The 24,520-nt window shown below is 70.7% G+C and carries 22 protein-coding genes; 11 read left to right on the forward strand and 11 right to left on the reverse strand.

Going from position 1 to position 24,520, the window contains the following annotated elements; translation table 11 throughout:
- Positions 1 to 78: 78 nt before the first annotated feature.
- The gene (locus OG948_RS15530; protein WP_406297093.1) at positions 79 to 1,854 is read left to right on the forward strand and encodes an amidohydrolase family protein; all 1,776 of its coding nucleotides are present in this window, start codon (positions 79 to 81) and stop codon (positions 1,852 to 1,854) included.
- 72 nt (positions 1,855 to 1,926) lie between these two features.
- Here OG948_RS15530 and ccsB read toward each other — a convergent pair whose 3' ends face one another.
- The 6 genes from ccsB to hemL all read right to left on the reverse strand — a co-directional run bounded on the left by ccsB (position 1,927) and on the right by hemL (position 8,250).
- Positions 1,927 to 2,940: a c-type cytochrome biogenesis protein CcsB gene (gene ccsB / locus OG948_RS15535; RefSeq protein WP_406300265.1), complete on the reverse strand. Its 1,014-nt coding sequence runs from the start codon at positions 2,938 to 2,940 to the stop codon at positions 1,927 to 1,929.
- 44 nt (positions 2,941 to 2,984) lie between these two features.
- Positions 2,985 to 4,697 carry a cytochrome c biogenesis protein ResB gene (locus tag OG948_RS15540; protein WP_406297095.1) on the reverse strand — a complete coding sequence of 571 codons (1,713 nt, stop codon included), beginning with the start codon at positions 4,695 to 4,697 and terminating at the stop codon, positions 2,985 to 2,987.
- Positions 4,697 to 5,431, reverse strand: coding sequence for a cytochrome c biogenesis CcdA family protein (locus OG948_RS15545; protein WP_395873385.1), 735 nt, complete (start codon positions 5,429 to 5,431; stop codon positions 4,697 to 4,699). Before OG948_RS15545 ends, OG948_RS15540 begins: the two co-directional genes overlap by 1 nt.
- A gap of 26 nt (positions 5,432 to 5,457) precedes the next feature.
- The gene (locus OG948_RS15550) at positions 5,458 to 6,072 is read right to left on the reverse strand and encodes a TlpA family protein disulfide reductase (protein WP_406297097.1); all 615 of its coding nucleotides are present in this window, start codon (positions 6,070 to 6,072) and stop codon (positions 5,458 to 5,460) included.
- A gap of 178 nt (positions 6,073 to 6,250) precedes the next feature.
- Positions 6,251 to 6,931 (reverse strand): histidine phosphatase family protein, encoded by a 681-nt coding sequence (locus tag OG948_RS15555; protein WP_406297099.1) that lies wholly within the window; start codon positions 6,929 to 6,931, stop codon positions 6,251 to 6,253.
- Positions 6,932 to 6,933: 2 nt separating this feature from the next.
- Entirely contained in the window at positions 6,934 to 8,250 is a 1,317-nt protein-coding gene (gene hemL / locus OG948_RS15560; RefSeq protein WP_406297101.1) for a glutamate-1-semialdehyde 2,1-aminomutase, read from the reverse strand.
- A 294-nt stretch (positions 8,251 to 8,544) separates the two neighbouring features.
- On the opposite strand from hemL, the gene OG948_RS15565 reads away from it, so the two are divergent.
- The 5 genes from OG948_RS15565 to OG948_RS15585 all read left to right on the forward strand — a co-directional run bounded on the left by OG948_RS15565 (position 8,545) and on the right by OG948_RS15585 (position 13,048).
- Complete coding sequence (locus OG948_RS15565; RefSeq protein ID WP_406297103.1) at positions 8,545 to 9,537, forward strand: hypothetical protein; 993 nt, start codon at positions 8,545 to 8,547, stop codon at positions 9,535 to 9,537.
- 203 nt (positions 9,538 to 9,740) lie between these two features.
- Positions 9,741 to 10,172, forward strand: a complete 432-nt coding sequence (locus OG948_RS15570; RefSeq protein ID WP_020556484.1) for a hypothetical protein — start codon at positions 9,741 to 9,743, stop codon at positions 10,170 to 10,172.
- An 85-nt stretch (positions 10,173 to 10,257) separates the two neighbouring features.
- The gene (locus OG948_RS15575; protein WP_406297105.1) at positions 10,258 to 10,995 is read left to right on the forward strand and encodes a TetR family transcriptional regulator; all 738 of its coding nucleotides are present in this window, start codon (positions 10,258 to 10,260) and stop codon (positions 10,993 to 10,995) included.
- On the forward strand, positions 10,992 to 11,930 hold the full coding sequence (locus OG948_RS15580; protein WP_406297107.1) for a TauD/TfdA dioxygenase family protein: 939 nt from the start codon (positions 10,992 to 10,994) through the stop codon (positions 11,928 to 11,930). The genes OG948_RS15575 and OG948_RS15580 overlap by 4 nt, the downstream gene beginning before the upstream one ends.
- Before the next feature lie 230 nt (positions 11,931 to 12,160).
- The gene (locus OG948_RS15585; RefSeq protein ID WP_406300266.1) at positions 12,161 to 13,048 is read left to right on the forward strand and encodes a helix-turn-helix domain-containing protein; all 888 of its coding nucleotides are present in this window, start codon (positions 12,161 to 12,163) and stop codon (positions 13,046 to 13,048) included.
- Positions 13,049 to 13,697: 649 nt separating this feature from the next.
- Here OG948_RS15585 and OG948_RS15590 read toward each other — a convergent pair.
- The 5 genes from OG948_RS15590 to OG948_RS15610 all read right to left on the reverse strand — a co-directional run bounded on the left by OG948_RS15590 (position 13,698) and on the right by OG948_RS15610 (position 18,778).
- Positions 13,698 to 13,886: a DUF397 domain-containing protein gene (locus OG948_RS15590; RefSeq protein ID WP_406297108.1), complete on the reverse strand. Its 189-nt coding sequence runs from the start codon at positions 13,884 to 13,886 to the stop codon at positions 13,698 to 13,700.
- Positions 13,887 to 14,176: 290 nt separating this feature from the next.
- Positions 14,177 to 15,016 (reverse strand): hypothetical protein, encoded by an 840-nt coding sequence (locus tag OG948_RS15595; protein WP_406297110.1) that lies wholly within the window; start codon positions 15,014 to 15,016, stop codon positions 14,177 to 14,179.
- 120 nt (positions 15,017 to 15,136) lie between these two features.
- Positions 15,137 to 16,828, reverse strand: a complete 1,692-nt coding sequence (locus OG948_RS15600; protein WP_406297112.1) for a serine/threonine-protein kinase — start codon at positions 16,826 to 16,828, stop codon at positions 15,137 to 15,139.
- Between the two features lie 132 nt (positions 16,829 to 16,960).
- The gene (locus OG948_RS15605) at positions 16,961 to 18,133 is read right to left on the reverse strand and encodes a cytochrome P450 (protein WP_406297113.1); all 1,173 of its coding nucleotides are present in this window, start codon (positions 18,131 to 18,133) and stop codon (positions 16,961 to 16,963) included.
- 18 nt (positions 18,134 to 18,151) lie between these two features.
- Positions 18,152 to 18,778, reverse strand: coding sequence for a TetR/AcrR family transcriptional regulator (locus OG948_RS15610; RefSeq protein ID WP_406297114.1), 627 nt, complete (start codon positions 18,776 to 18,778; stop codon positions 18,152 to 18,154).
- A gap of 231 nt (positions 18,779 to 19,009) precedes the next feature.
- On the opposite strand from OG948_RS15610, the gene OG948_RS15615 reads away from it, so the two are divergent.
- From OG948_RS15615 to OG948_RS15635, 5 genes are all read left to right on the forward strand, one after another.
- Entirely contained in the window at positions 19,010 to 20,185 is a 1,176-nt protein-coding gene (locus OG948_RS15615) for a CaiB/BaiF CoA transferase family protein (RefSeq protein ID WP_406297116.1), read from the forward strand.
- 58 nt (positions 20,186 to 20,243) lie between these two features.
- The gene (locus OG948_RS15620) at positions 20,244 to 20,948 is read left to right on the forward strand and encodes a nitroreductase family protein (RefSeq protein WP_406297118.1); all 705 of its coding nucleotides are present in this window, start codon (positions 20,244 to 20,246) and stop codon (positions 20,946 to 20,948) included.
- Entirely contained in the window at positions 20,945 to 21,796 is an 852-nt protein-coding gene (locus tag OG948_RS15625) for an SDR family oxidoreductase (RefSeq protein WP_406297120.1), read from the forward strand. Before OG948_RS15620 ends, OG948_RS15625 begins: the two co-directional genes overlap by 4 nt.
- 2 nt (positions 21,797 to 21,798) lie before the next feature.
- The gene (locus OG948_RS15630; RefSeq protein ID WP_406297121.1) at positions 21,799 to 23,379 is read left to right on the forward strand and encodes an acyl-CoA synthetase; all 1,581 of its coding nucleotides are present in this window, start codon (positions 21,799 to 21,801) and stop codon (positions 23,377 to 23,379) included.
- A 202-nt stretch (positions 23,380 to 23,581) separates the two neighbouring features.
- Positions 23,582 to 24,493, forward strand: a complete 912-nt coding sequence (locus OG948_RS15635; protein ID WP_406297123.1) for a DUF2797 domain-containing protein — start codon at positions 23,582 to 23,584, stop codon at positions 24,491 to 24,493.
- Positions 24,494 to 24,520 lie beyond the last annotated feature (27 nt).

Raw genomic sequence — 24,520 nt, forward strand, 5'->3', positions numbered from 1 at the left:
GATCTTTTCGCATAGTGCGCATCTTGACTCGCACAATGCGCAGCCGTACGGTCTGCCCACGTTACCGGGGAGGCTCATATGTACGACCTCAGGATCATCAACGCCACGATCGTGGACGGCACCGGCGCGGACCGGTTCGTCGGTGACATCGGGGTCCGGGACGGCCTGATCGTCGCGGTCCGCCGGCACGACGGCCCGGATCCGGCCCTGGACGGCGACGCGGTCGAGACGATCGACGCGGCCGGTCACCTGGTCACGCCGGGTTTCGTGGACATCCACACCCACTACGACGGCCAGGCCACCTGGGACGAGGTGCTCGACCCGTCGACGTCGCACGGCGTGACCACGGTGGTCTCGGGGAACTGCGGGGTCGGCTTCGCGCCGGTTCGCCCGGGCCGCGAGGACTGGCTGATCCGGTTGATGGAGGGCGTCGAGGACATCCCCGGGACGGCCCTCGCCGAGGGCATGACGTGGGGCTGGGAGACCTTCCCGGAGTACTTGGACGTACTCGAACAGCGCACGTTCGCCGCCGACATCGGTGTCCAGGTCGCGCACGGCGCGGTGCGGGCGTACGCGATGGGCGACCGGGGCGCGCGCAACGAGCCGGCCACGGCCGAGGACATCGAGGCGATGGCGGTGATCGTCAAGGAGGCGATCGAGGCCGGCGCGCTGGGCTTCTCCACCTCGCGCACGGTCGCGCACAAGGCGATGGGCGGCGAGCCGGTACCCGGCACCTTCGCCACGGAGGACGAACTCTTCGGCCTGGGCCGGGCGATGGCCGCGGGCGGGCGGGCCGTCTTCGAGTTGGCCCCGACCGGCTCGTCCGGCGAGGACATCGTCAAGCCCGCCTCCGAGGTGGCCTGGATGCGTCGACTCGCCGCCGAGATCGGCATGCCGGTGTCGTTCGCGCTGCTCCAGGTCAACGCGGCGCCCGAGTTGTGGCGCGAGTTGATGGCCGAGTCGCAGGCCGCGAACGAGGCGGGCGCGCGGCTGCATCCGCAGATCGCGGGCCGCCCGTTCGGGATGCTGACCGGGTTCGGCACCCGCAACGCGTTCAGCAAACGACCGACGTTCCGGGCGATCGACGACCGGCGGGTGGCCGGCGAACTGGACGACGCGGCGTTCGCGGCCGAGTTGGCCCGGCCCGAGGTCAAGGCGGCGATCCTGGCCGAGAGCGACCTGCCCAGCGACCCGAACATCCCGGGCGACTCGGTCAATCTGGCGATGCAGTTCATGCTGGACCGGATGTACCCGATGGACACCGTCCCGGACTACGAGCCGCTCCCGGACCGTACGGTGACCGCCATCGCCCGGGCGCGCGGCGAGGACCCGCTGTCCACGCTGTACGACCTGCAACTGGAGGACGACGCGCGGACCACACTGATGGTCCCGATGTTCAACTACTCGGACGGCGACCACGAGGCGATCCGGGAGATGCTCACCCACCCGGCGAGCGTCTTCGGCCTGGCCGACGGCGGCGCGCACTGCTCGATGATCTGCGACGCCTCCCAGCCGACCTTCCTGCTCACCCACTGGGCCCGCGACCGCACCCGCGGCGAGCGCCTGCCGCTGGAATTCCTGATCCGCAAACAGACGATGGACACCGCCGCCCTGTACGGCCTGTCCGACCGGGGCGTGGTGGCCGAGGGCAAGCGCGCCGACCTGAACGTGATCGACCTGGACGCCCTCACCCTGCACCGCCCCCGCATGGTCCACGACCTCCCGGCCGGCGGCGGCCGCATGCTCCAGAACGCGACCGGCTACCTGGCCACGGTCGTCGCGGGCCAGGTCACCAGGCGAGCGGGCGTGGACACCGGCGCGAGGCCGGGCCGCCTGGTGCGTGGGGCACGGTAGCGCCGACGGGTCTGCCCCGTCGCCCTTGCGAGGGCGACGGGGCAGACCCGTTCGATGCGACGGAGCCGCGGCTCAGACGCCCGCGTACGAGTGCAGGCCGTTCACGAAGATGTTGACGCCGTAGTAGTTGAACAGGAAGCAGGCGAAGGCGACGAGGGAGACGACCGCGGCCTTGGTGCCCTTCCAGCCGGCCGTGGCGCGGGCGTGCAGGTAGGCCGCGTAGGCGACCCAGGTGATGAAGGACCAGACCTCCTTGGGGTCCCAACCCCAGTAGCGGCCCCACGCGTTCTCCGCCCAGATCGCGCCGCAGACGATGGCGAAGGTCCACAGCGGGAAGATGATCGCGTTGACGCGGTAGGCGGTCTTGTCCAGGGACGCCGCGCTCGGCAGCCGGGCCAGCTTCTCGTCGAAGCGGCCGAGCTTGTCGCCGCGGGCGATCCTGCCCTCGTACCTCTGCCGGAACAGGAACAGGATCGAGGCGAGCGCGCCGATGTGGAAGGCTCCGAACGAGACGATCGCGGACGCGACGTGGATCCACAGCCAGTACGAGTCGAGCGCCGGGACCAGTTGCTCGGAGTCGGTGTACAGGACCGTCACCGCGACGCCGAGCGTGGTGAGCACCGGCAGCGTGACGAACAGGCCCAGCCAGCGCACCGGGTACTTCCACAACAGCACCAGGAAGGCCGCGACCACCACCAGCGAGACCGAGGTGGAGAACTCGTACATGTTGCCCCACGGCGCCCGCTCGACCGAGATGCCGCGCGTGAGCACGGAACCGGCGTGCAGCAGGAAGCCGAGCACGGTCAGCGAGACCGCGACCCGGCCGATCCGGTCCGCGCGTTCGTCGCCGCCGGCCACGTTGCCCTGGTCGTCGGCGCCGGCACCGTCGTGCCCGCCCTCGCGCAGTACCACGACCGGCCGCTCGGCCAGCGCGACTCCGCCGGCCGCACCGGCGTTCGCCGCGGGCTCCAAGACCTCGACCGACAGGTCGGCCGAGCGTTTGGCCACCGCACCGCTGCTGCCGAAGGTCCATTCCATGCAATAGGCGAAGAACGCCATCAGGTAGACGGCGATCGCCGAATACATCAGCACATTGCTGAATTGGGCGAGGTTCTCGTTGACGCCCACGCTCACTCCTTGACCTTGGTGCCGGGTGAGTTCGCCGGCGCGGCCTCGCGCAACGCGTCCACGAACTCCTGTACCTCATCGCCGAGGCCCCCACCCTCGGTGCGGGCGAGCCCGCCGACCTCGACGACCGTGTGGCCGTCGGGGCCCTCCACCGCGCGCACCCACATCCGGCGGCGGCGAACGAACAGTGACAGCACGAGGCCGACGATCGCGGCCACCACGCTGAAGAGCGCGAGCCCCTTGCCGGGCTCGCTGGCGACCTGGAAGTTGGCCCAGGTCTTGACGCCGTCGAAGGTGATGGTGCCGGCGCCGTTGGGCAGTTCCCGGGTCTCCCCGACCTTGAGCGCCTGGCGCCACACGTCGGCGCCGTTCATGAACTTCGACATCTTGTCGGCCTTGAGCGCGTAGATGTTCTGCGGGACGCCCGAGTCCATGCCCAGGTCACCCTCGTAACCGCTGATCAGCAGCCGGGGGTTGAGCAGCGAGGGGAACACCGAGATCGGACCGCGCTTGGGGTCGACCAGCAGGTTGCCGTCCTGGTCCACCGGCGCGCTCGGCAGGAACTGCCCGTCGAAGCCCAGTTGTTTGAGCCCGGGGCTGACGTCGGGGACCTTGATCACGCCGGTCGAGGTGCGGTTGCCGTCCTGGGGCAGGAACACGGTGGGGCCCTTGTAGGCGATCTTGCCCTTGGCGTCGCGTACGGTCACCTCCGGCGCGTAGCCGGTGGCGATCATGAACACCTTGGTGTCGCCCACCTCCAACGGGTGGTTGACCTTGATCTTCCCGGCCTTGTCCTTGCCCTCGTGCCCGTACCAGGACTCGATGTTCGCGGTGAACGACCTGGGCTCGCCGCGCTTGGCGCCGGTCGGCTGGAACCTCTGCTCGACCGACTTGAGCCGGAATCCGAACGGCTCCAGGTTGTCCGCGTCCACGAGCGCGCCGAACTGGCGGTCGTCGTACTGGGTGAGCACGTTCGCGAAGCTGCCGCCCTCGACCACGATCTTGCCGCCCTTGACGCTGTACAGGCTGCCCAGGGCGAACGCGACCAGGATGCCGAACAGCGCGATGTGGAACAGCAGGTTGCCGCTCTCCCGGGCGTAGCCCTTCTCCGCCGCGATCGAGTCGGTGCTCGGGTTCAGCCGGAAACGGCGCTTTTTGAGCGCGACGCGCGCCGCGGCGAGCACCGCGTCCGGGTCCGCCGAGGTCTCCCAGCGCGCGTGCGCGGGCAGCCGGGTGAAGTTGCTCGGCGCCTGTGGCGGCTTGGCCCGCAACGTCTTGGCGTGCGCCCAGCAGCGCGGCACGATGCAGCCCGCGAGCGAGACGAACAGCAGGATGTAGATCGAGGCGAACCACCACGACGCGAACACGTCGAAGAGTTGGAACTTGTCCATGATCTTCGCCCGGTCGGGATGGTCCCGGAAGTACTGGCTGACCTTGATCGGGCTGACCGGCCGCTGCGGGATCAGCGTCGGCGGCGTGGCCGCGACCGACAACAGGAACAGCAGGATCAGCGCGACCCGCATCGAGGTCAGCTGCCGCCAGAGCCAGCGCAGCCAGCCGAGCACGCCCAACTGCGGTTGGCGGATCTCCTCGTCGCCGTCGTCCTGCGCGGGCGCGGTCGACATCCCGGCATCGGCCCTGGCCTCGGGCTTCGCGATCCCTTCGAGGTCGTCGTCGCGTGCGAGGTCGTCGTCGGTTCGAGTCTCCAGGCTCATCAGAATCCGATCGTGTATTGCCCGGCCCAGGACTGCATCTCACGCATCATCTGGTCCCACGCGCCGGTGAGCATCAGTACGCCGAGCAGCACGAGCATGCCGCCGCCCAGGCGCATCACCCAGACGTAGTGCTTCTTGACCCACCCGAACGCACCGAGCGCCTTGCGGAACGCGAGCGCGGTGACCAGGAAGGGCACGCCCAGACCCAGGCAGTAGGCCACGGTGAGCAGCGCGCCGCGATTGGCGCTCGCCTCGCTCACGGACAGGTTCAGCACCGCGGTCAGGGTCGGGCCGATGCACGGCGTCCAGCCGAGCCCGAACACCATGCCCAGCAGCGGCGCGCCGACCAGCCCTATGGCCGGCCGCTTGTGCACCCGGAACTCGCGCTGCATGCCCGGGAGCACGCCCATGAAGGACAGCCCGAGCACGATGGTGACCGCGCCGAAGACCTTGGTGATGGTCGCCTGGTGCGCCAGGAGTGTCTTGCCGAAGTAGCCGAACGCCGCGCCCATGGAGACGAACACGGCGGTGAAGCCGAGCACGAACAGCAGCGTGCCCAGGAAGAGCCGACCGCGCCGGGCGTCCTTCAGATCCGCCCCGGACACCCCGGTGACGTAGCTGACGTAGCCGGGGACCAACGGCAACACGCACGGCGAGAAGAACGAGATCAGCCCCGCGAGCAGGGCGATCGGCAGGGCCGCGAACAACGACCCCGTGTAGACCGTGTTGTTCATCCCCTCGGCTGCGACGAGCACCTCGATCAGGCCTTCTCGTTCGGCACGGGCTCGTTCAGCACCGGGTCGATCATCGAGCGCAGTTCCTCGATGGTGACCGCCCGCAACACCCGGGCCGCGATCCGACCCTCACGGTCGATGATCAGCGTGCTGGGGATCGCGTTGGGGTTCAGGTTGCCGGTGAACTTGAGGATCTCGCGCGCGTCCGGGTCCCACAGGCTCGGGTAGGTGATGCCCTTGCTGTTGGTGAACGCGATCGCGTTGTCCTGGGTGGCGTCGCGGGTGTTGATCCCCAGGAACTGCACACCCTTGTCCGCGGTCTCGGTGTGTGCCTGCTGGAAGTCGGCGGCCTCGGCCCGGCACGGCGGGCACCACGAGCCCCACACGTTCAGCACCACGACCTTGCCCCTGAACTCGGCGAGGCTGATGTCCTTGCCCTCCAGCGTCTTGCCGGAGACCTTCGGAGCCGCGGTACGGTCGCCCGCCTTGGCCCGCACGATGCCGCTGTTGTCGCTGTCGACATAGCCCTTGCCGTCGCCGCTGCTCTTGCCGCCGGCACTCATCCCGCCGCAGCCGGTGAGTGCGAGCAGGGCCGCGGCGGTGAGCAGCGCGGCACGACGAGGCAGGCGGCGTGTGAGCATGTGAAAAGTTTCGCATGCCTCCGCGACCGCTCCACGCGGGGTCCGTCGTGCCGCCGACACTGCTTCAGTTCATCCCGATTCGTCCTAAATAAATAGGGCACTATGCCCCGAATCTTCGGTTCTTCGTCACGCCCCGAAGCCGCGCCTTCGCGTCATCCCCCGAAGTCGCGGCTTCGCGTCACGCCCCGAAGCTCTTGTTCTGCGTCTTGCCCGCGAGCTTCGCCGGCAGCAGCTCCCGAGCCGGTTCGCTGTAGCCGACGGAGACGATCTTGTCCCCCTCGTAGGTGAACGTGGTGAGCGACGCGAGCGAGCACTGCCGGTTGCGCGGGTCGTGCCACAACCGCCGCCGCTCGACGAAGGAGCGGGTCACCCAGATCGGCAACTGGTGGCTCACGCACACCGCCTCGTGCCCGCGCGCGGCGTCCCGGGCCGCGCCGAGCGCGCCCATCATCCGCACCACCTGCTCGATGTACGGCTCGCCCCACGAGGGCTTGAAGGGGTTGGTGAGGTGCTTCCAGTGCGTCGGGTTCTTCAGGGAACCGTCGCCGACCCCGAAGGTCTTGCCCTGGAAGATGTTCTCCGCCTCGATCAGTCGATCGTCGGTGGCGATCTCCAGACCGTGTCGACCGGCGATCGGCGCGGCGGTCTCCTGGGCGCGCTCCAGCGGCGAGGACACCACGTGCGTGATGTCGCGCTCGGCGAGGTGGTCGGCGACCCGCTCGGCCATCTTGTTGCCCAACTCCGACAGGTGGTAGTCGGGCAGGCGGCCGTACAGGATGCCGTGCGGATTGTGCACCTCGCCGTGGCGCATGAGGTGGACGATCGTCACGTCGCGGTTGGTCTGCGGCTTCTGAGCCATCGTCAGTTCTCCTGGGCACTCGCTGCGGCGCGGGCTGCGGCCGGCAGCGCGTCGAGGATACGGTTCACGGCCGCGTCGTCGTGGGCCGCGGACAGGAACCACGCCTCGAACGCGCTCGGCGGCAGGTACACGCCGGCGTCCAGCATCGCGTGGAAGAACGCGGAGAAGCGGAACGCCTCCTGCGTGCGGGCCTGGTCGTAGTCGTGCACCGGGCGATCGGTGAAGAAGACCGAGAACATGTTCCCGGCCGTGGACACCGTGTGCGCGACGCCCTCCTTGGCCAGGGCGGCCGACACCTCGGTGCGCACCGCGAGGGAGACCGCGTCCAGGTGCTTGTACACCGCGTCGGTGCAGTACCGCAGGGTGGTGACGCCGGCCGCGGTGGCCACCGGGTTCCCGGACAGCGTGCCGGCCTGGTAGACCGGGCCGAGCGGGGCCAGGTGCGACATCACGTCCGAGCGCCCGCCGAACGCGGCGGCCGGGAAGCCACCGCCCATCACCTTGCCGAAGGTGAGCAGGTCGGGAACCACGCCCTCGATGCCGAACCAGCCCGCCTTGGACACCCGGAAGCCGGTCATCACCTCGTCCGAGACGAACAGCGCGCCGTGCCGCTCGCACAGGGCCTTGACGCCCGCGTTGAAGCCCGGACGCGGGGTGATCACGCCCATGTTGCCCGGCGCGGCCTCGGTGATCACACACGCGATGTCGTCGCCGTGGACGGCGAACGCCGACTCGACGGCGGACAGGTCGTTGTACGGCAGCACGATCGTGTCGGCGGCCGAAGCCCCGGTGACCCCGGGCGTGTCCGGCAGCGCGAAGGTGGCCAGGCCGGAGCCGGCGGCGGCCAGCAGCGCGTCCACGTGACCGTGGTAACACCCGGCGAACTTCACCACCTTGGCCCGGCCGGTGAAGCCGCGCGCGAGCCGGATCGCGGACATGGTGGCCTCGGTGCCGGAGCTGACCAGGCGGACCTGTTCGACCGGGGCGACCCGGGAGACGATCTCCTCGGCGAGTTCCACCTCGCCGGCGCCGGGTGTGCCGAAGGAGGTGCCGCGCGCGACCGCCTCGCGGACGGCCTCCTGCACGGCGGGGTGCGCGTGGCCGAGGATCATCGGGCCCCAGGAGCACACCAGGTCCACGTATTCACGGCCGTCCGCGTCGGTCAGGTAGGGGCCTCGGCCCGAGACCATGAAGCGCGGCGTGCCGCCGACCGCGCGGAAGGCGCGCACCGGCGAGTTGACCCCGCCGGGGGTGACGGCCCTCGCACGCGCGAACAGGGCGGCGGAGGCGGGTGCGGGGTTCTCGTTGACAGAGCTCACCCGGTCATGCTCTCAAACAAACCGGGCACACCCGTCGCCCGCGGCTCGCCCGACGGGTGGACCAACCGCATGGGCGCCGGGGAGGGTGTGCGCGGATTCGCGTTGGTTCCCGGGGATCCGCCAACCGAAACCGGGGGCGGGGAGCAGTATGATCGGGCGACCCGGACCCGTGCCCACGGGTGAGGCATGTCCGGCGGGGTGCAGCACGACGATCGGGGTGCGCGCGTGGCGGCGAGAACACGTCGGGGTGGGCGGTCCGGGCGACACCACCGGATAGCCGGCGGTCTCGGACCGGTGCTGGCGACGCTGTTGACGCTGGCCGGGACGGCCGCGTGCGGCGGCGGGGACTCGGACGACGACGGCAGGACCGGGCTGCGCGGCGCGCTGGATCGGGTGCGCGACGACGAATCCACCCGGGGCTGGTTCGAGTACGGCGACACGGCCGCGATCACCAAGGCCAACGGCGGTGGTGACTTCGCCGGACCCTACGGACCGCTGATCGGGACGGGCTACCCCGACCTGGCCGCGATGCGCGATCAGGTGGCGCCGGCGCTGGGCTTCGACCCGACCAAGGCGAACGAGGCCTGGTCCGCCGGCCGACCGCCTTACCAGGGTGGGGTGTTCGTCGGCGGCTTCGACAAGGGCACCGTGCTCGGCAAGCTCCGGGAACTGGGCGGCAAGCCGGAGCCGGCCGAGCCCAGTGTGCAGCGGCTGCGTCCCGACAACGAATTGAGCCTGGACGACACGCTGGCGCAGAAACTTCCGCTGGGCATCAACCACTTCAACGTGATTCGGGTCACCGACAAGCAGATCGGCTACGGCTCCACCGGGCGCGGCGCCGACCTCGGCCGGGGCGGCACGATGCTGGGCGCCGATCCCGTCGTGCGCGCGCTGGCGAACTGCCTGGACAAGCCGCTGGCCGCGGTGATCACCGATCGCGTCGCCGGTGGCGAGCGGGCGAACGGGCCCAGGATCGCGGTCGGGGTGACCGGCAAGGCGGGCGTCCCGGGCACCGACGTGATGTGTGTGGCCACCGGTTCCGAGCCGGCCGCCCGGGCCGAGGCCGATCGGCTGCGCACGGTGTTCACCGGCGGCGGCAAAACCGCGCAGGGGGTGCCGTGGAGCACGGTGCTGGCCGACGTGCGGGCCGAGGTGGTCGAGACGAACGTGGTGAAGATCACCGCGCGTTCGGCCGGTTCGGTACGAACGGCGGTATTCGTCAAGGCATTGAACGACCTGTCGCTCGGGCAGACTTTCTCGGGCGGGCCGCCTGGCCGGGAGTCCTGACGCATGCCGGGGCGGGACCGGTTCCGAGTGGTGCACACCTGTTACTCAACCGCGGTACGGAATGCCCGGATGACCTGCGACGATCTTCAACGAGTCCCCTCGATCACCGACCAGACCGAGACAAGCGAGCAGGGAGCGATGGCGTCGGGCGCCACGGGTGTGCGCACGTGTCACGGAGCCGACCTCGGTCGGGAGGTGCACACGTGGGCGTGACATATGAGTACTTCGGCGCACCCGATCGCGCGACCGCGGCGCGGGTGCCTCCGCTGATCGATCCGACCGACACGGTGGAACGTCCCAGCAATTCCTATGTGTCGTTCGTGAAGCCGGAGACGGTCAGCGCGATGGTGCTGTCGCTGCTGGGGGACACCCCGCAGGACGCGACGCCACCGCTGGAGCTGGTCGTGCTGCATCCCGCGCACGCGGTGATGCAGTTGCCGCCGATGCTGATGGACGTACTGCGCAACGCGACCGAGGAGGAACTGGGCGCGGCGGCCTTCATCTGGTCGACGTTCCCGGACCGGCGGGTGCCGCGCGACGCCTATCTGCTGTACCGGATGCTGCACGACTGGACCAAGTTCGCCCGCGAACTGCACCACGCCGGGCACCAGTTGTACTGCCTGATGCACTCGTGACGCGGCCGGACCCGGCACACCGGAGTCGACTCCTCCTCGATTAACCCACTTGAGTTATTAACCCAAGCGGTTTAACGTGCGATCCATGACAGGGACGCACGGCGCTGCGGCGTCGGACCGCGGTGCCGGCGCACGCCTTTTGATGATCGAGGCCGCGGAACGGCTGTTCGCCGAGCGCGGCATCAACGGGGTCTCGCTGCGCGAGATCGGCGCCCAGGCCGGGCAGCGCAACACCGCCGCCGCGCGCTACCACTTCGGGTCGAAGGAGACCCTGGTGGACGCGGTCTTCCGGCACCGGATGGAGCCGGTGAACGCGCGGCGCCTGGCGATGCTCGACGAACTCGACCGGGCCGGGCACGGGCACGACGCCCGGGGTCTGGTCGAGGCGTTCCTGTACCCGCTCGCCGACACCCTCGGCCAAGTGGGGAAACCCAGTTGGTACCTGCGATTCAGCATCCACGCCGCCTTCCTGGAGGGCACCGCGGTGCGCGACCTGGCCCGGGAGGAGTGGACGCGCGGCGTCTACACCGTGCGCGAGCGCATGCTCGGCCTGCTCACCGAGTTCCCCGCGCGCTTGCGGAACGAACGCTGGGTGCTGGTGTCGTCGTATCTCACCCACGCCCTCGCCGACCGCGAGATGGCGCTGCACCACCCCGGCGGACGCACCCTCACCGACCGGGAGGTCTTCCTGGCGGGCCTGACCGACACCGCCGTCGCCCTGTTCCTGGCTCCGGTCTCCGCCCGGACCGAGGCCGCGCTCGAACGATCCACACAGGTCCCGCCCAACCCGGGACCTCGCTCCGATCCGGAGGTTCGACCATGACGAGCACCATCGAACAGCCCACCTACGAGGACCCCACCCCCGCCGCGGCCGCCGCGCTCGGTCTGGAAGTCCGGCCGCTGGCCGGGAACATCGGCGCCGAGATCTTCGGCGTCGACCTGACCGAGCCGCTCACCGACGAGGCGGTCGCCGAGATCCGCGCGATCTGGTTGAAGTGGAAGGTGGTGTTCTTCCGCGACCAGCACATATCCCAGGAGCAGCACAAGGCATTCGGCCTGCGCTTCGGCGAACTCGCCCCGGGACACCCGACGTTGCCCGCCGCCTTCCCCGAACACCCGGAGATCCTGCTGCTCGACAACGAGCAACTGGGCAAGGACGCCGGGGGCGGCTTCGTGGAGAGCCGCTGGCACACGGACGTGACCTTCATCCCCAACCCGCCGACCGCCTCGATCCTGCGTGGGGTGATCGTGCCGCCGTACGGCGGCGACACCCAGTGGGCCAACCTGGCTTTGGCCTACGAGCAACTGTCCGACCCGCTCAAGGACTTGATCGACGGGCTGCACGCGGTGCACCACAACACGCTGCCGATCAAGCGCGGCGAACTGCCGGGCGCACTCGCCAAGCGATTCCTCGGCGACGGGCTGCGCGCCGTGCACCCGGTGGTGCGCGTGCACCCGGAGACCGGCGAGAAGGTGCTGTTCGTCAACCCGAACTTCACCAGCCACATCCTGGAACTGACCCGGCAGGAGGGCGCGCACATCCTGGAGATGCTCTACGCGCACATCGCCGACGCCGCGTTCAGCGTGCGATTCCGCTGGCAGCCGGGCAGCATCGCGTTCTGGGACAACCGGGCAACGGTGCATCTGGTGCCCACGGACGTGCCGCCGGGCATGCGCCGCTCGATGCAGCGGGTGACCCTCCAGGGCGCCAACTCGGTCGGCCCGGACGGCGCCGAATCCTATGCCCTGAACACCTGAGCACCCCGAGGGACACCGATCGACCCCGCGCGTCCCGATCCGACGCCCCGCCACCTGACGGGGCGTCGGATCTGCCGGTCGGACATCAGCGAGGGGGCTTGTCGGGTCGGCCGATTCGACGCGATGCTGTTCTCCGGGTGGCGTTTGTGCACCACCCGTTTTGCGCCCTCGCTAGATGCGAGATCGCTGCCGACAGCCTTGGGGGGCGGCCGATGCCGACACGGGACCCGATGTTCCAGGGGCGCAGGCTCCGAGCGTTTCTTCGCCAGACACGCGAGGCGTGCGGGTACATCCAGCGGGACGTGGCGCTGGAAATGGATTGGTCGCTCTCGAAGCTGATCCGGATCGAGACCGGCCAGGTGAACATCTCGACCACCGACCTGAAGGCGCTGCTCCAGCACTACGGCGTGGTCGAGCCCGCCCGGGTCGCCGAGTACATCGACATGGCCAGGGCCTCGAAGCAGCGCAGTTGGTGGTACCAGTACCGCAACCACATCACCAACGAGTTCAAGGTGCTGCTCGGCTACGAGTCCTCGGCCACCGTCATCCGCAACTTCGAACCGCTCCTGGTCCCCGGCCTGTTACAGACCGAGGAGTACGCGCGCGAGGTGCTGCGGATCATGTCCCCGCCGGACACCCCCGGCCTGGACGACCTGGTCGCGCTGCGGATGGAGCGGCAGGAGCGGCTGATCCGACCGGACGGCCCGGCCATGCACTTCATCGTGGACGAGAGCGTGATGCACCGCACCGTGGGCAACGCGGCGGTGATGCGCAACCAGATCCGGCGGATGCGCGACTTCGGCGAGTGGCCGAACATCACCCTGCGGGTGATCCCGTTCTCCGCCGGCCTGTACTCGCGGGCCCGGATCGCCTACCAGCTCCTGGAGTTCCCGGACATCGAGGACGAGGCGGTGCTGTTCATCGAGAACCCCTCGGGCGACATGATCATCCGCGAGGGCAACCAGGAGGATCCGCCGGCCGTCTCGCCGCTGTCCTATCTGGAAACGTTCTGGGGCATCGAGCAACTGGCCTCGCGCGACCTGGCGCCGGCCCTGCTGGACAGCGCCCTCGAACGCTTCGCCCCCGCCGCGGGACACCCGCCCACCGGCGGCGAGTAGACCATGTGCGGACGGCGTAGTGGCAGCAGGCCGGCTGCCTGCACGCGCGCTGCCAGGATGCGAGTTGAATACATCCCAAGAGCCACTTGGCTGATTGCGCGTTCCTGCGCATAATGACAAGAGGTATCCGTTGCTCGATGTCGATGAGCAGCACGGTTTCGCGGCGGCCACCGCGGAGCTTCGAACGAGTTGTTCCGAAGTCGGATTTCATGACTTTTCGGGGCAACTCGTTCTTTTTTGCATCGTCCCTCGCATAGCAGGATCGCCTCACTCTGGCGGAAGCGGACATCCCCATGCACAATCACAGATGAGGGCATAATCGCCGTCCACCCCGCCCCTGCACGGTACACACCGTCGCCACGAAAGGACGCCTGATTAGGGAAAGGGGGTGAACTCGTGCAGGACGACTTCGAGAGGATGCTTCGCGTGATCTTTCTGCTGGTAGCCGTGGCCGCGGTGACAGCAGGAGCGCTCTATTACACGCTCCGGGCCGCCGGTCTGCTCACTCTCATCGGGTAACGGATACCAACCCACCGGGCCCTGTGCCCATGTCATTCGCGGCCTGCCGTAAGGCAGGCCGCCTCGCATGTCCGGGCCCGACGTACCGAATGCGATGGGCCGAACCCGGCCGGCCGGCGGCGTTCGGAGTTCAGACCGACGAGCGGCCGGCCTCGGCGAGGAAGGTCCCCCAGGACCGGGCCCCGAAGGCCAGGCGAGGCGCGGGCGACTTCGAGTCCCTGACCTGGACCTCGTCGGCCAACCTTGCCTCGACGCAGTTGCTCGTTGCGCTCGCGCTGCTCTTGCGCCACGCACGTCCCAGCGGATCGAACTCCGCCATGACTTGCCTCCGAATAGGGCCGATGGAAATAGGAAAGCCGCCGGTCGGATGATTCCGTGCAGGGTCGACACCTCTGCGGGTTGACCGACTTCGAGGGCGCGCGCATAGCTTAGCGCCCGACCTCGGCCGTACGTGAAATCCGGCCACACCCATCCGTATGAAATCCGCCGTCGTCGCCTGGCGAATTGCCAGGTGGCGGATTGCACCGTCGCTCACCCGTTCGCAGCATTCCCGACCCGCCCGGATATGACCGGTGAACGGGAGAGAGCGAAAGCCGCGAATTCGGAACATCAGGGTCCGGATCCGTTCTTTCCCAGTCGATCCCGGAGGCTGTCGACCAATCGGAGGAACGCGTCCGAGGGCGGGACCCGGTCCGGGCCGATGACGGTCACGTGAACCACCGCCACCACCGAACCGCTGCGCACGATGCCCCAGTCCACGTACTGGTCCTGGCTGCTCACCAGGCCCTGGGTACGCCACACGCTGCCGTCCCGGCCCAGCGCCTTGATACTGGGCGCGCCGTCCGCCATCGGGTTGGGCTGGTTGGTCGGACACGCGCCGGCCAGGCCGCCGGTGAGGTCGCTCGCCGCCACCTCGGCGGTGCGCTCGTCGGGGTAGCGGACCAGGAGGACCAGGCCGCCGCCCTGCCCGTCGTGCAGGTACAGCCGCTCCTGGGTCTGCACCGCGCCCAGTCCGGAGATGGTCTTGGTGGTGCACGGGCCCAGTTCGTCGGCCATCGCCTGCCGGGTCTCCACCACGCGCCAGTTCTCGTACGCCCCGGCCACCACCGGGAACTCCTGCGCGGTCGGATAAAAGGCGTCGTTCAGCTCCGTCTGCGTCGTGGTCACCGGGCTCGCCACCGGCCGCGACGCGGCGGCCTGCCGATTGCGGGGCCGGGTGTCGTCCGACCCGGTGCTCACCAGCGTCACCCCGCCCGCCAGCACCGCGAGCGAGGCGGCGCCGATCAGGACCCGGTTGCGCAGGCGCCGACGGCGGACCGCCTTGCGGATGCCCGCGACCGGCGGCAGCGGGACCTGCGGGGCGATCCGGACGACGAGTTCACGAAAACGCTCGTCGAGCCGCTCGACGTCGTGGTCGTCGTCGTCCGCGTGCTCAGGGCTGTGCCGCATGTCCGAACTCGCCATTCCCCACTCGATCGGGCCTTACCGACCCGACAGGCCGTTCCGCATTCGACAGGTGTTCAGTTTGACGTATGGGCCGAGCGCGATGGTTCCCGGCCGCTCGGGCGCTCATCCCGCCTTGCGGGTCAGCGTGCCCCGCGACTCGCTGGTCCCCACACTGGCCGGCGCGACATAGGAGAGCGTGGTCGGGCTCTGCTCCTTGAGGATCACCCGGCCGTCCGCGCAGCCCTGGTTGCGGGTCAGGTGACTGGTCAGTTCGACTCCGGTGTCCGCGCCGACCGAGAGCAGCTCCAGGTCGGACTCGCAGTCGGCCTGCTCGCCCAACAGGCCGGTCGCGGTGAGCTTGCTGACGCCCACCTTCCTGTCGCCCACCTTCCCGCCCGTCAGCGTGACGGTGACCGTGGACACACTGCCGAGCTGCGATGTCATCGTCCCGGACCAGGTGCCCTTGTAGACGCTCGGCAACGTGCCCGAGCCGGTCGGCGGCGAGGTCGAGGTGCCGGACCCGCCGGCACCTTCCCGGGCGGTGGACGGGTCGTCCTCATCCCCGGTCCACAGCCGCGGCAGCGCCAGCACCACGGCGCCCGCGATCAGCACGGCCACGAGCGTGATCAGCCACGGCCGACGCCACCACGGAGGCGGTGCGGCGGGCTGCGAAGCCGCTCGCAGCACGTACGTCTCGGGTGCCGGCCCCGAAGGCGGCGGCGCCGCGGCCGCCGAGCCCGGGAACACGAGGTCCGAGGGCGGCGCATGCGCGGGCGAGGTCTGCGCGGGCTTCGCGAACGCGGCGTCCGACCCGGCGTACGTCCCGGCGTATGTCGCCGAGGCCGCCGTCTCCGGTGGGCGGTCGTCCCCCGTGGGCGCCCCGCTCCCGGTGGCCACGAACGTGCCCGCGTCCGGCGCGCCGTCCTCGTCGAGTTCGAGCAGTTCGATCGCGCGCCGGGACAGCGCGGTGGTCAGGTCCGGCGGCAGCCAGTTGCCGGCCACCAGGTCGCGCGTACCGTCCGGCGCGAGCGCCGCGAGCAGTTCCGCCGGGGTCGGTCGGGACGCGGCGTGCTTGGTCATGCACGCGGCGACGATCTCCCGCAGCGCGGCCGGCATCTCGTCCAGGCGCGGCTCCTGCGCGACGATCCGGTACATCAGGGCCTGACCGCTGCCCTCGCCGAACGGTCCCGCGCCGGTCGCGGCGAACACCAGCACCGAACCGAGCGAGAACACGTCGCTGGGCGGCCCGATGTCGCGCCCGTCGACCTGCTCGGGCGACATGAAGCCCGGCGACCCGACGGTGTGCCCGGTGCGGGTGAGCACCGACGCGTCCATCGCGCGCGAGATGCCGAAGTCGATCACGCGCGGCCCGTCCAGGGACAACAACACGTTCGACGGCTTGATGTCCCGGTGCACCAGGCCCGCCCCGTGCACCGCGACGAGCGCCTCGGCCAGGCCCGAGCCGAGAGTGCGCACGGTCTCCTCGGGCAGCGGCCCGCGCCCGGCAACCGCCTCGTACACGCTGGGTCCGGCCACATAGCCGGTGACCACCCACGGCGTGCCGGCCTCGGTGTCGGCGTCCAGCACCGGCGCGGTCCACGCGCCGCCGACCCGCCGCGCCGCGTCCACCTCGCGGCGGAACCGCTCGCGGAATCCGGGGTCGTCGGCCCACTCGGCACGAACCACCTTGATCGCGACGATCCGCCCGCCCCGATTGCGGCCGAGATAGACCCGACCCATGCCGCCCGCCCCCAGCACGCGGAGCACCCGGTAGCCGCCGATCCGCCGCGGATCCTCGGGCTCCAGCGGTTTCACAGGACATCCCCCTCGTCGGCCGGCAGTTGGCCAGAGAATACGCGGCTGTCCGCATTTGGGGGGTCCCGGACGGCCGGTCCGGGCCGGATCCGAGGTGCTTCCCTCGGGCCCGGGCCCGGACCGGCGGTCGGCTCAGAACTCGACGGGCAGCGCGATCAGACCGCGGATGAAGGAGGACGGGCCGTGCGCGAGGTCGGCGTTCGGCGCCAACCGCAGGTCGGGCAGCCGGCGCAGCAGCTCCTCGAAGGCGACCCGGATCTCCAGGCGAGCCAGCGAGGAGCCGAGGCAGAAGTGCGGGCCGGTGCCGAACGCGATGTGCTGGTTCGGCGTGCGGAAGGCGTCGAAGCGCTCGGGATCGGTGAACACCTCGGCGTCCCGGTTGGCGGCCCCGTACAGCATCATCACGATCGAATCGGCCGGGATCACCGTGCCGTGCAGTTCCACGTCACGTGTCGTGTGCCGGGCCATGTTGACCACGGGAGACACCCAGCGCAGCGATTCCTCGACCGCGGACGGGATCAGCGTGGGGTCCTCGCGCAGCCGGGCGAGCTGGTCGGGGTTGGCCAGCAGCGCGGCGATCCCGCCGGAGATCACGTTGCGGGTGGTCTCGTTGCCGCCCACGAGCAGCAGCAGGGACTCGCCGATCAGCTCGTCGAAGGACAACTTCTCGCCGTCGATCTCGGCGCCGACCAGGATCCCGATCAGGTCGTCGGAGGGGGTCTTGCGGCGGTCCTCGATCACCTGCGTGGTGTAGGCGACGTACTCGGTGAACGCCTCGCCCGCCTTGTGACTGAGCTCGCCGCCGTCGGAGAGCATCACCATCACGTCGGCCCAGTGCTGGAGCTGGTCGCGGTGCTCGGCGCCGACCCCGAGCAGTTCGCCGATCAGTGTCATCGGCAGCGGCGCGGAAAACTGCCGGACCAGGTCGGCGCCGGGGCCGGCCGCGATCATCGCGTCGATCAGCGAGGTCACGATGTCCCGGACGTGCTCCTCCATCGCGGCGATCTGCCGGGGGGTGAAGCCCTTGGAGACCAGCTTGCGGCGGCGGTAGTGGGTCGGGTCGTCGGAGTCGATCATCGACGGCTGCGGGTAGCCGATCGGGCGCGAGCCCTTGGCCGAGGAGAACAGTTCGGGGTTGCGCTCGGCCCAGGCCAGGTCGGCGTGCCGGCTCAGGCCCCAGACGCCGGCGCGCTCGCTGTGGTACACCGGCGCGTGTTCGCGCAGCCACGCGTAGTCGGCGAACGGGTCACCGGCGTACCAGTCCCGGTCGAGCAGGTGGATGTCGCGGATCGTGGGAGCCGTCATGGCAAGCCTCCGTGGTGATCACGTGTCGAGCGGAACGAAGAGTCGGACGGCGGTACGCATCAGGTCCTGCACCTCGTCGAGCGCGCGGCCGCGGGCGGTGAGGCTGACCAGACCGGAGAGCAGCACGTGGCCGAGCACCACCTCGATGTCGCGCCGCCGGTCCCCCGCGGCGCCGTCCTCGGGGTCGGCCGGCTCACCGAACGCCAGGCCGGTGATCCGGTGGATGCTCTGGTGGAAGGTCTCCTGTGATTGACCGGCGGACGGGTCCGGGGCGGTCGCGGCCTGCACCACGGCCTCGGTCAGCAGCCGGTTCTCCGCGCTCACCTCGACGATCCGGCACAGCAGCGCGGCCAGCCGGCCGGCCGGGTCCGCGGGCAGCGGTCGGTCGGCGAGTTCGTCGGCGAGTTCGCCGATCCACAACGCGGACACCTCGCTCAGCAGGTGGTTCTTCGAGGTGAAGTAGCGGTACACGGTGGCCCTGGCCACCCCCGCGCGATCCGCGACGTCGTGCATCGTCACGGCCGCGTATCCCCCCTCCAGCGCGAGGTCGCACGCGGCGCGCACCAACCGCTCGCGCCGGGCCTGTTGGTCGCGGGTGAGCGACCTGGTGAGAGTGATCGTCGAGCTGGTGCGGGGTTCGGCCACGGGAGAGCCTGTCCTCTGGGGTCGTGCTTCGGGGGTTGGTACCGCGGGCTTGGTACGGGGCCGGGTGCTCGGGGCGACGCGACCGCGGGCGGTGCGCCGACTCGTTCCGCGGTGATCTTGCCTACGGATGAGACGGAAGTCTAGTCTGACGTCTCGTCAGATCTAGTGAGAACGTGTTTCAGTATTTGCCTCGACCGCACGCCATTGGCCCCGACGAACGCTGGAGCTGCCGTGACCGCCAGACAAGGACCGCTCGCGGGCATCCGGGTGGTGGAGTTCGTCGGCCTGGGGCCGGGGCCGTTCTGCGGGATGCTGCTCGCCGACCTGGGCGCCGAGGTGCTGCGCGTGGATCGCGCGGACGAGGCCCGCAAGGGCTACGCGAAGCCGCCGCGCAATCCGATGAACCGGGGCAAGCACTCGATCGCGATCGACCTCAAAAACCCGGACGGGGTCGGGTTCGCGCTGCGGCTGCTCGCCGACGCCGACGCGCTGATCGAGCCGTTTCGGCCCGGCGTGATGGAACGCCTGGGCCTGGGCCCGGACGTGGTCGCCGAGCGCAACCCTCGGCTGGTGTACGGCCGGCTCACCGGCTGGGGACAGACCGGGCCGCTGGCCCCGGCCGCCGGACACGACATCGACTACATCGCGCTGGCCGGGATGCTGGAGCCGATCGGCCGGGCCGGGCAGCCGCCGAGCATTCCGCTGAACCTGATCGGCGACTTCGGCGGCGGCGGCCTGCTGCTCGCCTTCGGCCTGGTCGCCGCGCTGCTGGAGGCGGGCCGCTCGGGGCGGGGCCAGGTGGTGGACGCCGCGATGATCGACGGCGCCGCGACGCTGGGCGCGACCTGGTTCACCATGGGCGCCGCCGGGATGCTCGGCCCGCGCGGGACCAACATGCTCGACGGCGGCGCACCGTTCTATGACGTGTACGAGACGCGGGACGGCCGGTACGTCGCGGTCGGCGCGATCGAACCCAGGTTCTGGGCCGAGCTGATCCACCGACTCGGCCTGGCCGAGGACCCGGTGTTCGCCGACTTCGCCACACAGCACGACCCGGCGCACTGGCCGGCGATGAAGGCCCGCCTCGCCGAGGTGTTCGCGGGCCGCACCCGGGACGCGTGGTGCACGCTGCTGGAGGGCACCGAGACCTGCTTCGCCCCGGTGCTCTCCCCCGCCGAGGCGCCCGCGCACCGCCACCACGTCGAGCGCGGCACCTTCCTGCACGCCGACGGCCTGCCCGAGCCGGCGCCCGCGCCGCGCTTCTCCCGCACCCCCGCCGCCGAGCCGGCCCGGCCGGTGCACCCGGGCCCGGCCGCGACGGGCGGCGACACCGACGCCGCGCTGGCCGCGTGGGGTGTCGCCGCGGCCGACGTCGAGCGCCTGCGCGAGGTCGGCGCGGTCGTCTGACGCCGCATCACCACCAGTACGGCACAGGTATCAGCTCAGGTATCAGGCAGGGGACCGCATGGAACTTCACGAAGCGCTGTACACCACGCGCGCGATGCGCAGGGTCGCACCGGATCCGATCCCGCACGAGGTGCAGGCCCGCCTGTTGGACGCGGCGGTACGCGCGCCCAGCGGTGGCAACGCCCAGAACTGGCGTTTCCTGCTGGTGGACGACCCGGGCGTCAAGGGCCGGATCGGGCCGCTGTACCGGGAGGCGATGGACTCCCTGTGGAAGACCGTCTACGCACCGCGCGTGGCCGCCGCCGAGGCGGATCCGGACAGCGCGGAGAGCCGGTCCTTCGTCCGCACGCGGCGTTCGTCGCAGTGGCTCGCGGACAACTTCGAGCGCGTCCCGCTGTTCATGTTCGGCTTCGTCCGACAGGACCCCACCGGCGGCTCGATCTTCCCGGCGGTGTGGAGCGCGATGCTGGCCGCGCGCGCCGAGGGCGTGGGCAGCGCGCTGACCGCGGTGCTCGGGATCGCGCACCGGGACGCGGTGCGGGATGTGCTCGGGGTGCCGGCCGACCAGGGCTGGCACATGGCCTGCTGCGTGTCGTTCGGCTATCCCACCGGCAAGTGGGGTGTCGCGCCCAGGACTTCCCCCGACGAGGTGGCCTATCGCAACGGCTGGGGCGAGCCGATCGGTTTCGAGGTACCGGCACCGCTGTGGCCGGCCGACGGTGCGGCGTACGTGCCCACCACGTTCGAAGGAGATGCCCGGTGACACGTGCCGACCTGCCACTGCGGGACACGGTGGCGCTGGTGACCGGAGGCGGGAGCGGGATCGGGCTGGGCTGCGCGCGGCGGTTCGCCGCCGACGGCGCGCACGTACTGATCGCGGGCCGCAGCGAGGATCGCCTGCGGGCCGCGGTGGCCGAGGTGGACAAGGTCGCGGCGGCCGGCGTGCGGGTCGCGTACGCGGTGACCGATGTGACCGACGAGCATCAGGTCGAGGCGGCGGTGGCGAGCGCGGCCGAACTCGGTTCGCTGCGCGCCGTGGTCGCCTCGGCGGGCGGCAACTCCACCATGGGTCCGCTGACTTCGATCGACACCGACAAGTGGCGCGAGACGGTCGAGCTGAACCTGACCGGCACGATGCTCGTGCTCAAGCACACCGCCCGGTTGATGGCGGCGGCCGGCGGCGGTTCGTTCGTGGCGATCTCCTCGATCGCCTCCTCGACCACGCACCGCTGGTTCGGCGCGTACGGCGTGAGCAAGGCCGGCATCGACCACCTGGTCCGGCTCGCGGCCGACGAACTGGGCGCGAGCGGAGTCCGGGTGAACAGCATCCTGCCCGGCCTGGTGGCCACCGAGATGGTCGACGCGGTCACCCGGGGCGGCCCGGTGCTGGACGACTACCTGGCCTGCACCCCGCTGGGTCGGGTCGGACAGGCGGACGACATCGCCTCGCTCGCGGCCTTCCTGGTCGGCCCCGAGTCGACCTGGATCACCGGCCAGAACATCAACGTGGACGGCGGCCACCATCTGCGTCGGGGCCCGGACTTCCGGGCCTTCCTGGAGCCGGTCTTCGGCGCGGACGGTCTGCGCGGCATCGTTGCGAAAGGGAACTGACAATGACCCAGCGGGTGTTCAACCTGGCGGACCTGTTCGAGGTCGTGGTGGACGCGTGTCCGGACCGGCTCGCGCTGGTCGCGGGCGAGGTCCGGCTGACCTACCGCGAGTTGGACGAGCGGGCCAACCGTGTCGCGCACGCGTTCGCCTCGGCGGGGCTGGCGGTCGGCGACCACATCGGCGTCTACTCGCGCAACCGGGCCGAGTGGTTGGAGGCGATGATCGGCGCGTTCAAGGCGCGGATGGTGCCGATCAACATCAACTACCGCTATGTGGAAGAGGAACTGCGCTACATCGTCGACAACGCGGACCTGGCCGCACTGGTCGTCGAGCGCGGCTATCTGCCCAAGGTCGCGGCGGTGCGCGCGGACGCGCCGGCGCTCGCGCACGTGTTCGTGCTCGCGGACGAGTTCGACGAGAAGCTCGACGACACCGTGGACTACGAAGCGGCGCTCGCCGCCGAGAGCGGTGCTCGCGACTTCGAGCAGCGCTCTCCCGACGACCGGTACATGGTCTACACCGGCGGCACCACCGGCTTCCCCAAGGGTGTCGAGTGGCGCTCGCACGACATCTTCTGCTCGGCGATGGGCGGCGGCAACTTCGGTGGCGAGCCGATCACCGACCCCGAACTGCTCGCCGACAAGGCCCAGGGCGCTCCGCTCGTGCAGATGTTGACCACACCGCTGATGCACGGCAATGGCCAGTGGGTCACCTGGATCACCCTGCTCAGCGCGGGCACCGCGGTGCTGTGGACCGGCCTGCGCTACGACCCGGCCGAGATCCTGCGCGCCGTCGAACGCGAGGGCTGCGTCACGATGATGCTGGTCGGCGACGCGATGGCGCGCCCGATCGCGGACGCGCTGGAGAGCGGCGACCACCAGGTCGAGACGCTCAAGGTGATCGGCTCCGGCGGCGCGTTGCTGTCCCCGTCGGTCAAGGCCCAGCTCACCCGGCTGGTCCCCGGCCTGTACATCGCCGACAGCTTCGGCGCCTCGGAGTTCGGCGCGGGCAGTTCGCAGACCCCGGGCGGCCGATTCCCGCTCAAGCCCAAGACCGCGGTGCTCGGCGAGGACCTGCGCCCGGTCGGCGTGGGCGAGAGCGGCCGGATCGCCCGGACCGGGTACATCCCGATCGGCTACTACAAGGACCCGGTCAAGACCGCGGACACCTTCCACGTCGACCCCGACGGCGTGCGCTGGGTCATCCCCGGCGACTTCGCCCGGGTCGAGGACGACGGCGACGTGACGCTGCTCGGACGCGGCTCGGTGTGCATCAACACCGGCGGCGAGAAGGTCTTCCCCGAGGAGGTCGAGGGCGTGCTCAAGGCACATCCGGCGGTCTACGACACCGTCGTGGTCGGCGTCCCGGACGCCCGCTTCGGCGAACGGGTGGCCGCGGTCGTGTCCCTGCGCCCGGGTCACACGCTGACCACGGAGGACCTGGCCGAGCACGCCCGCGGCCGGCTGGCCGGGTACAAGATCCCGCGCGACCTGGTCACGGTCGCCGAGGTGCCGCGCACGCCGGCCGGGAAACCGGACTATCGGTGGGCGAAGGCGACGGCCGTGGCGGCGCTGTCGGGCTGAGGTGGTCGGGCGGCGGGGCGCCCGGGGGTGGGGCGGCTCGGCGGCGGGCGGCCGGGGGCGCGACCGGTTCCGGGCGCGGCGGCGGAGTCGCGGGTGCGGCCGGGGCGCACGCGTGGGCGCCGGCCAGGGGCGCGGGCGCGGCGAGTCGGTTGTGCCGCGGGCGGCATCCCGCGGCCCGGCCCGCTTCACCTATCGTGGCCCCATGACCGTCCCCCACCAGCGCCCCGGACTGCTCGCGACCGGAATCCGCTGGAACGACGGTCGACCACACCTGGTGCTGACCGACCCGGCCGACGAGCAGACGCTGCACCCGCTCGCCCCCGGGACCACCGCCGGTTGGCGACTCTCCGGTCCGCGCACGTGTGTCGGCATCCGGCGCAAGACCGGTCGGCGCGTCGTGTGTCCCACCCTCGCGCCGCTGCCGCCCACCGCCGCCCGATCGCAGTGCGACGCGTGCGCGCTCGCCGATCCGGGTCGAAAGCTCGCGCGCGACCAGGCGATGGACGACCCGCGCCCGTTCTCGCTCTACCTCGCGTGGTTCGGCCCCGGCCTGGTCAAGGTCGGCCTCACCGCCACCGAACGCCGCGCGGCCCGGCTCGCCGACCAGGGCGCGCCGATGTTCACCTGGCTCGCGCACGGCCCGCTGGTGCCGATCCGCAGCACCGAGCGCAAGTGCTCGGCCACCGGCACGGTCCGCGAACGTATACCGCACCGGGCCAAGGCGGCGGCCTGGTGGCGCACCCGCACCCCCGGTCCGCCGGCCGAACTCGCGCAGGCGCACGCGCGGTTGACCCCGCTGCTGCCGGACACCCTGACCCCGGCCGGGTGCGACATCCAGGACCTGACCCGGTTCTACGGCCTGACCGACCCGCCGCCGCCGACCCGGGACCAGGTCGCCGCGCTCACCCAGGACGCGGTGCTGCACGGCGAGTTCACCTGCGTCGCGGGTCACGACGCGCTGGTCACCACGGACACCGGCCCACTGTTCGTGGACCTGCGCCTGCTCACCGGCTGGCGGCTCACCCCCGATCGCGGCCGCACCTCCGGCGTCACGGTCAAGCCGCTGGACACCGGGATGGCGCCGGACGGGTCGGTACAGGAAGGGCTGTTCTAGGGCACTGCCGAGCGACGTTCGCCCGGC

The sequence above is a fragment of the Embleya sp. NBC_00888 genome (genome assembly GCF_045207655.1).
Classification (GTDB): Bacteria; Actinomycetota; Actinomycetes; order Streptomycetales; family Streptomycetaceae; genus Embleya.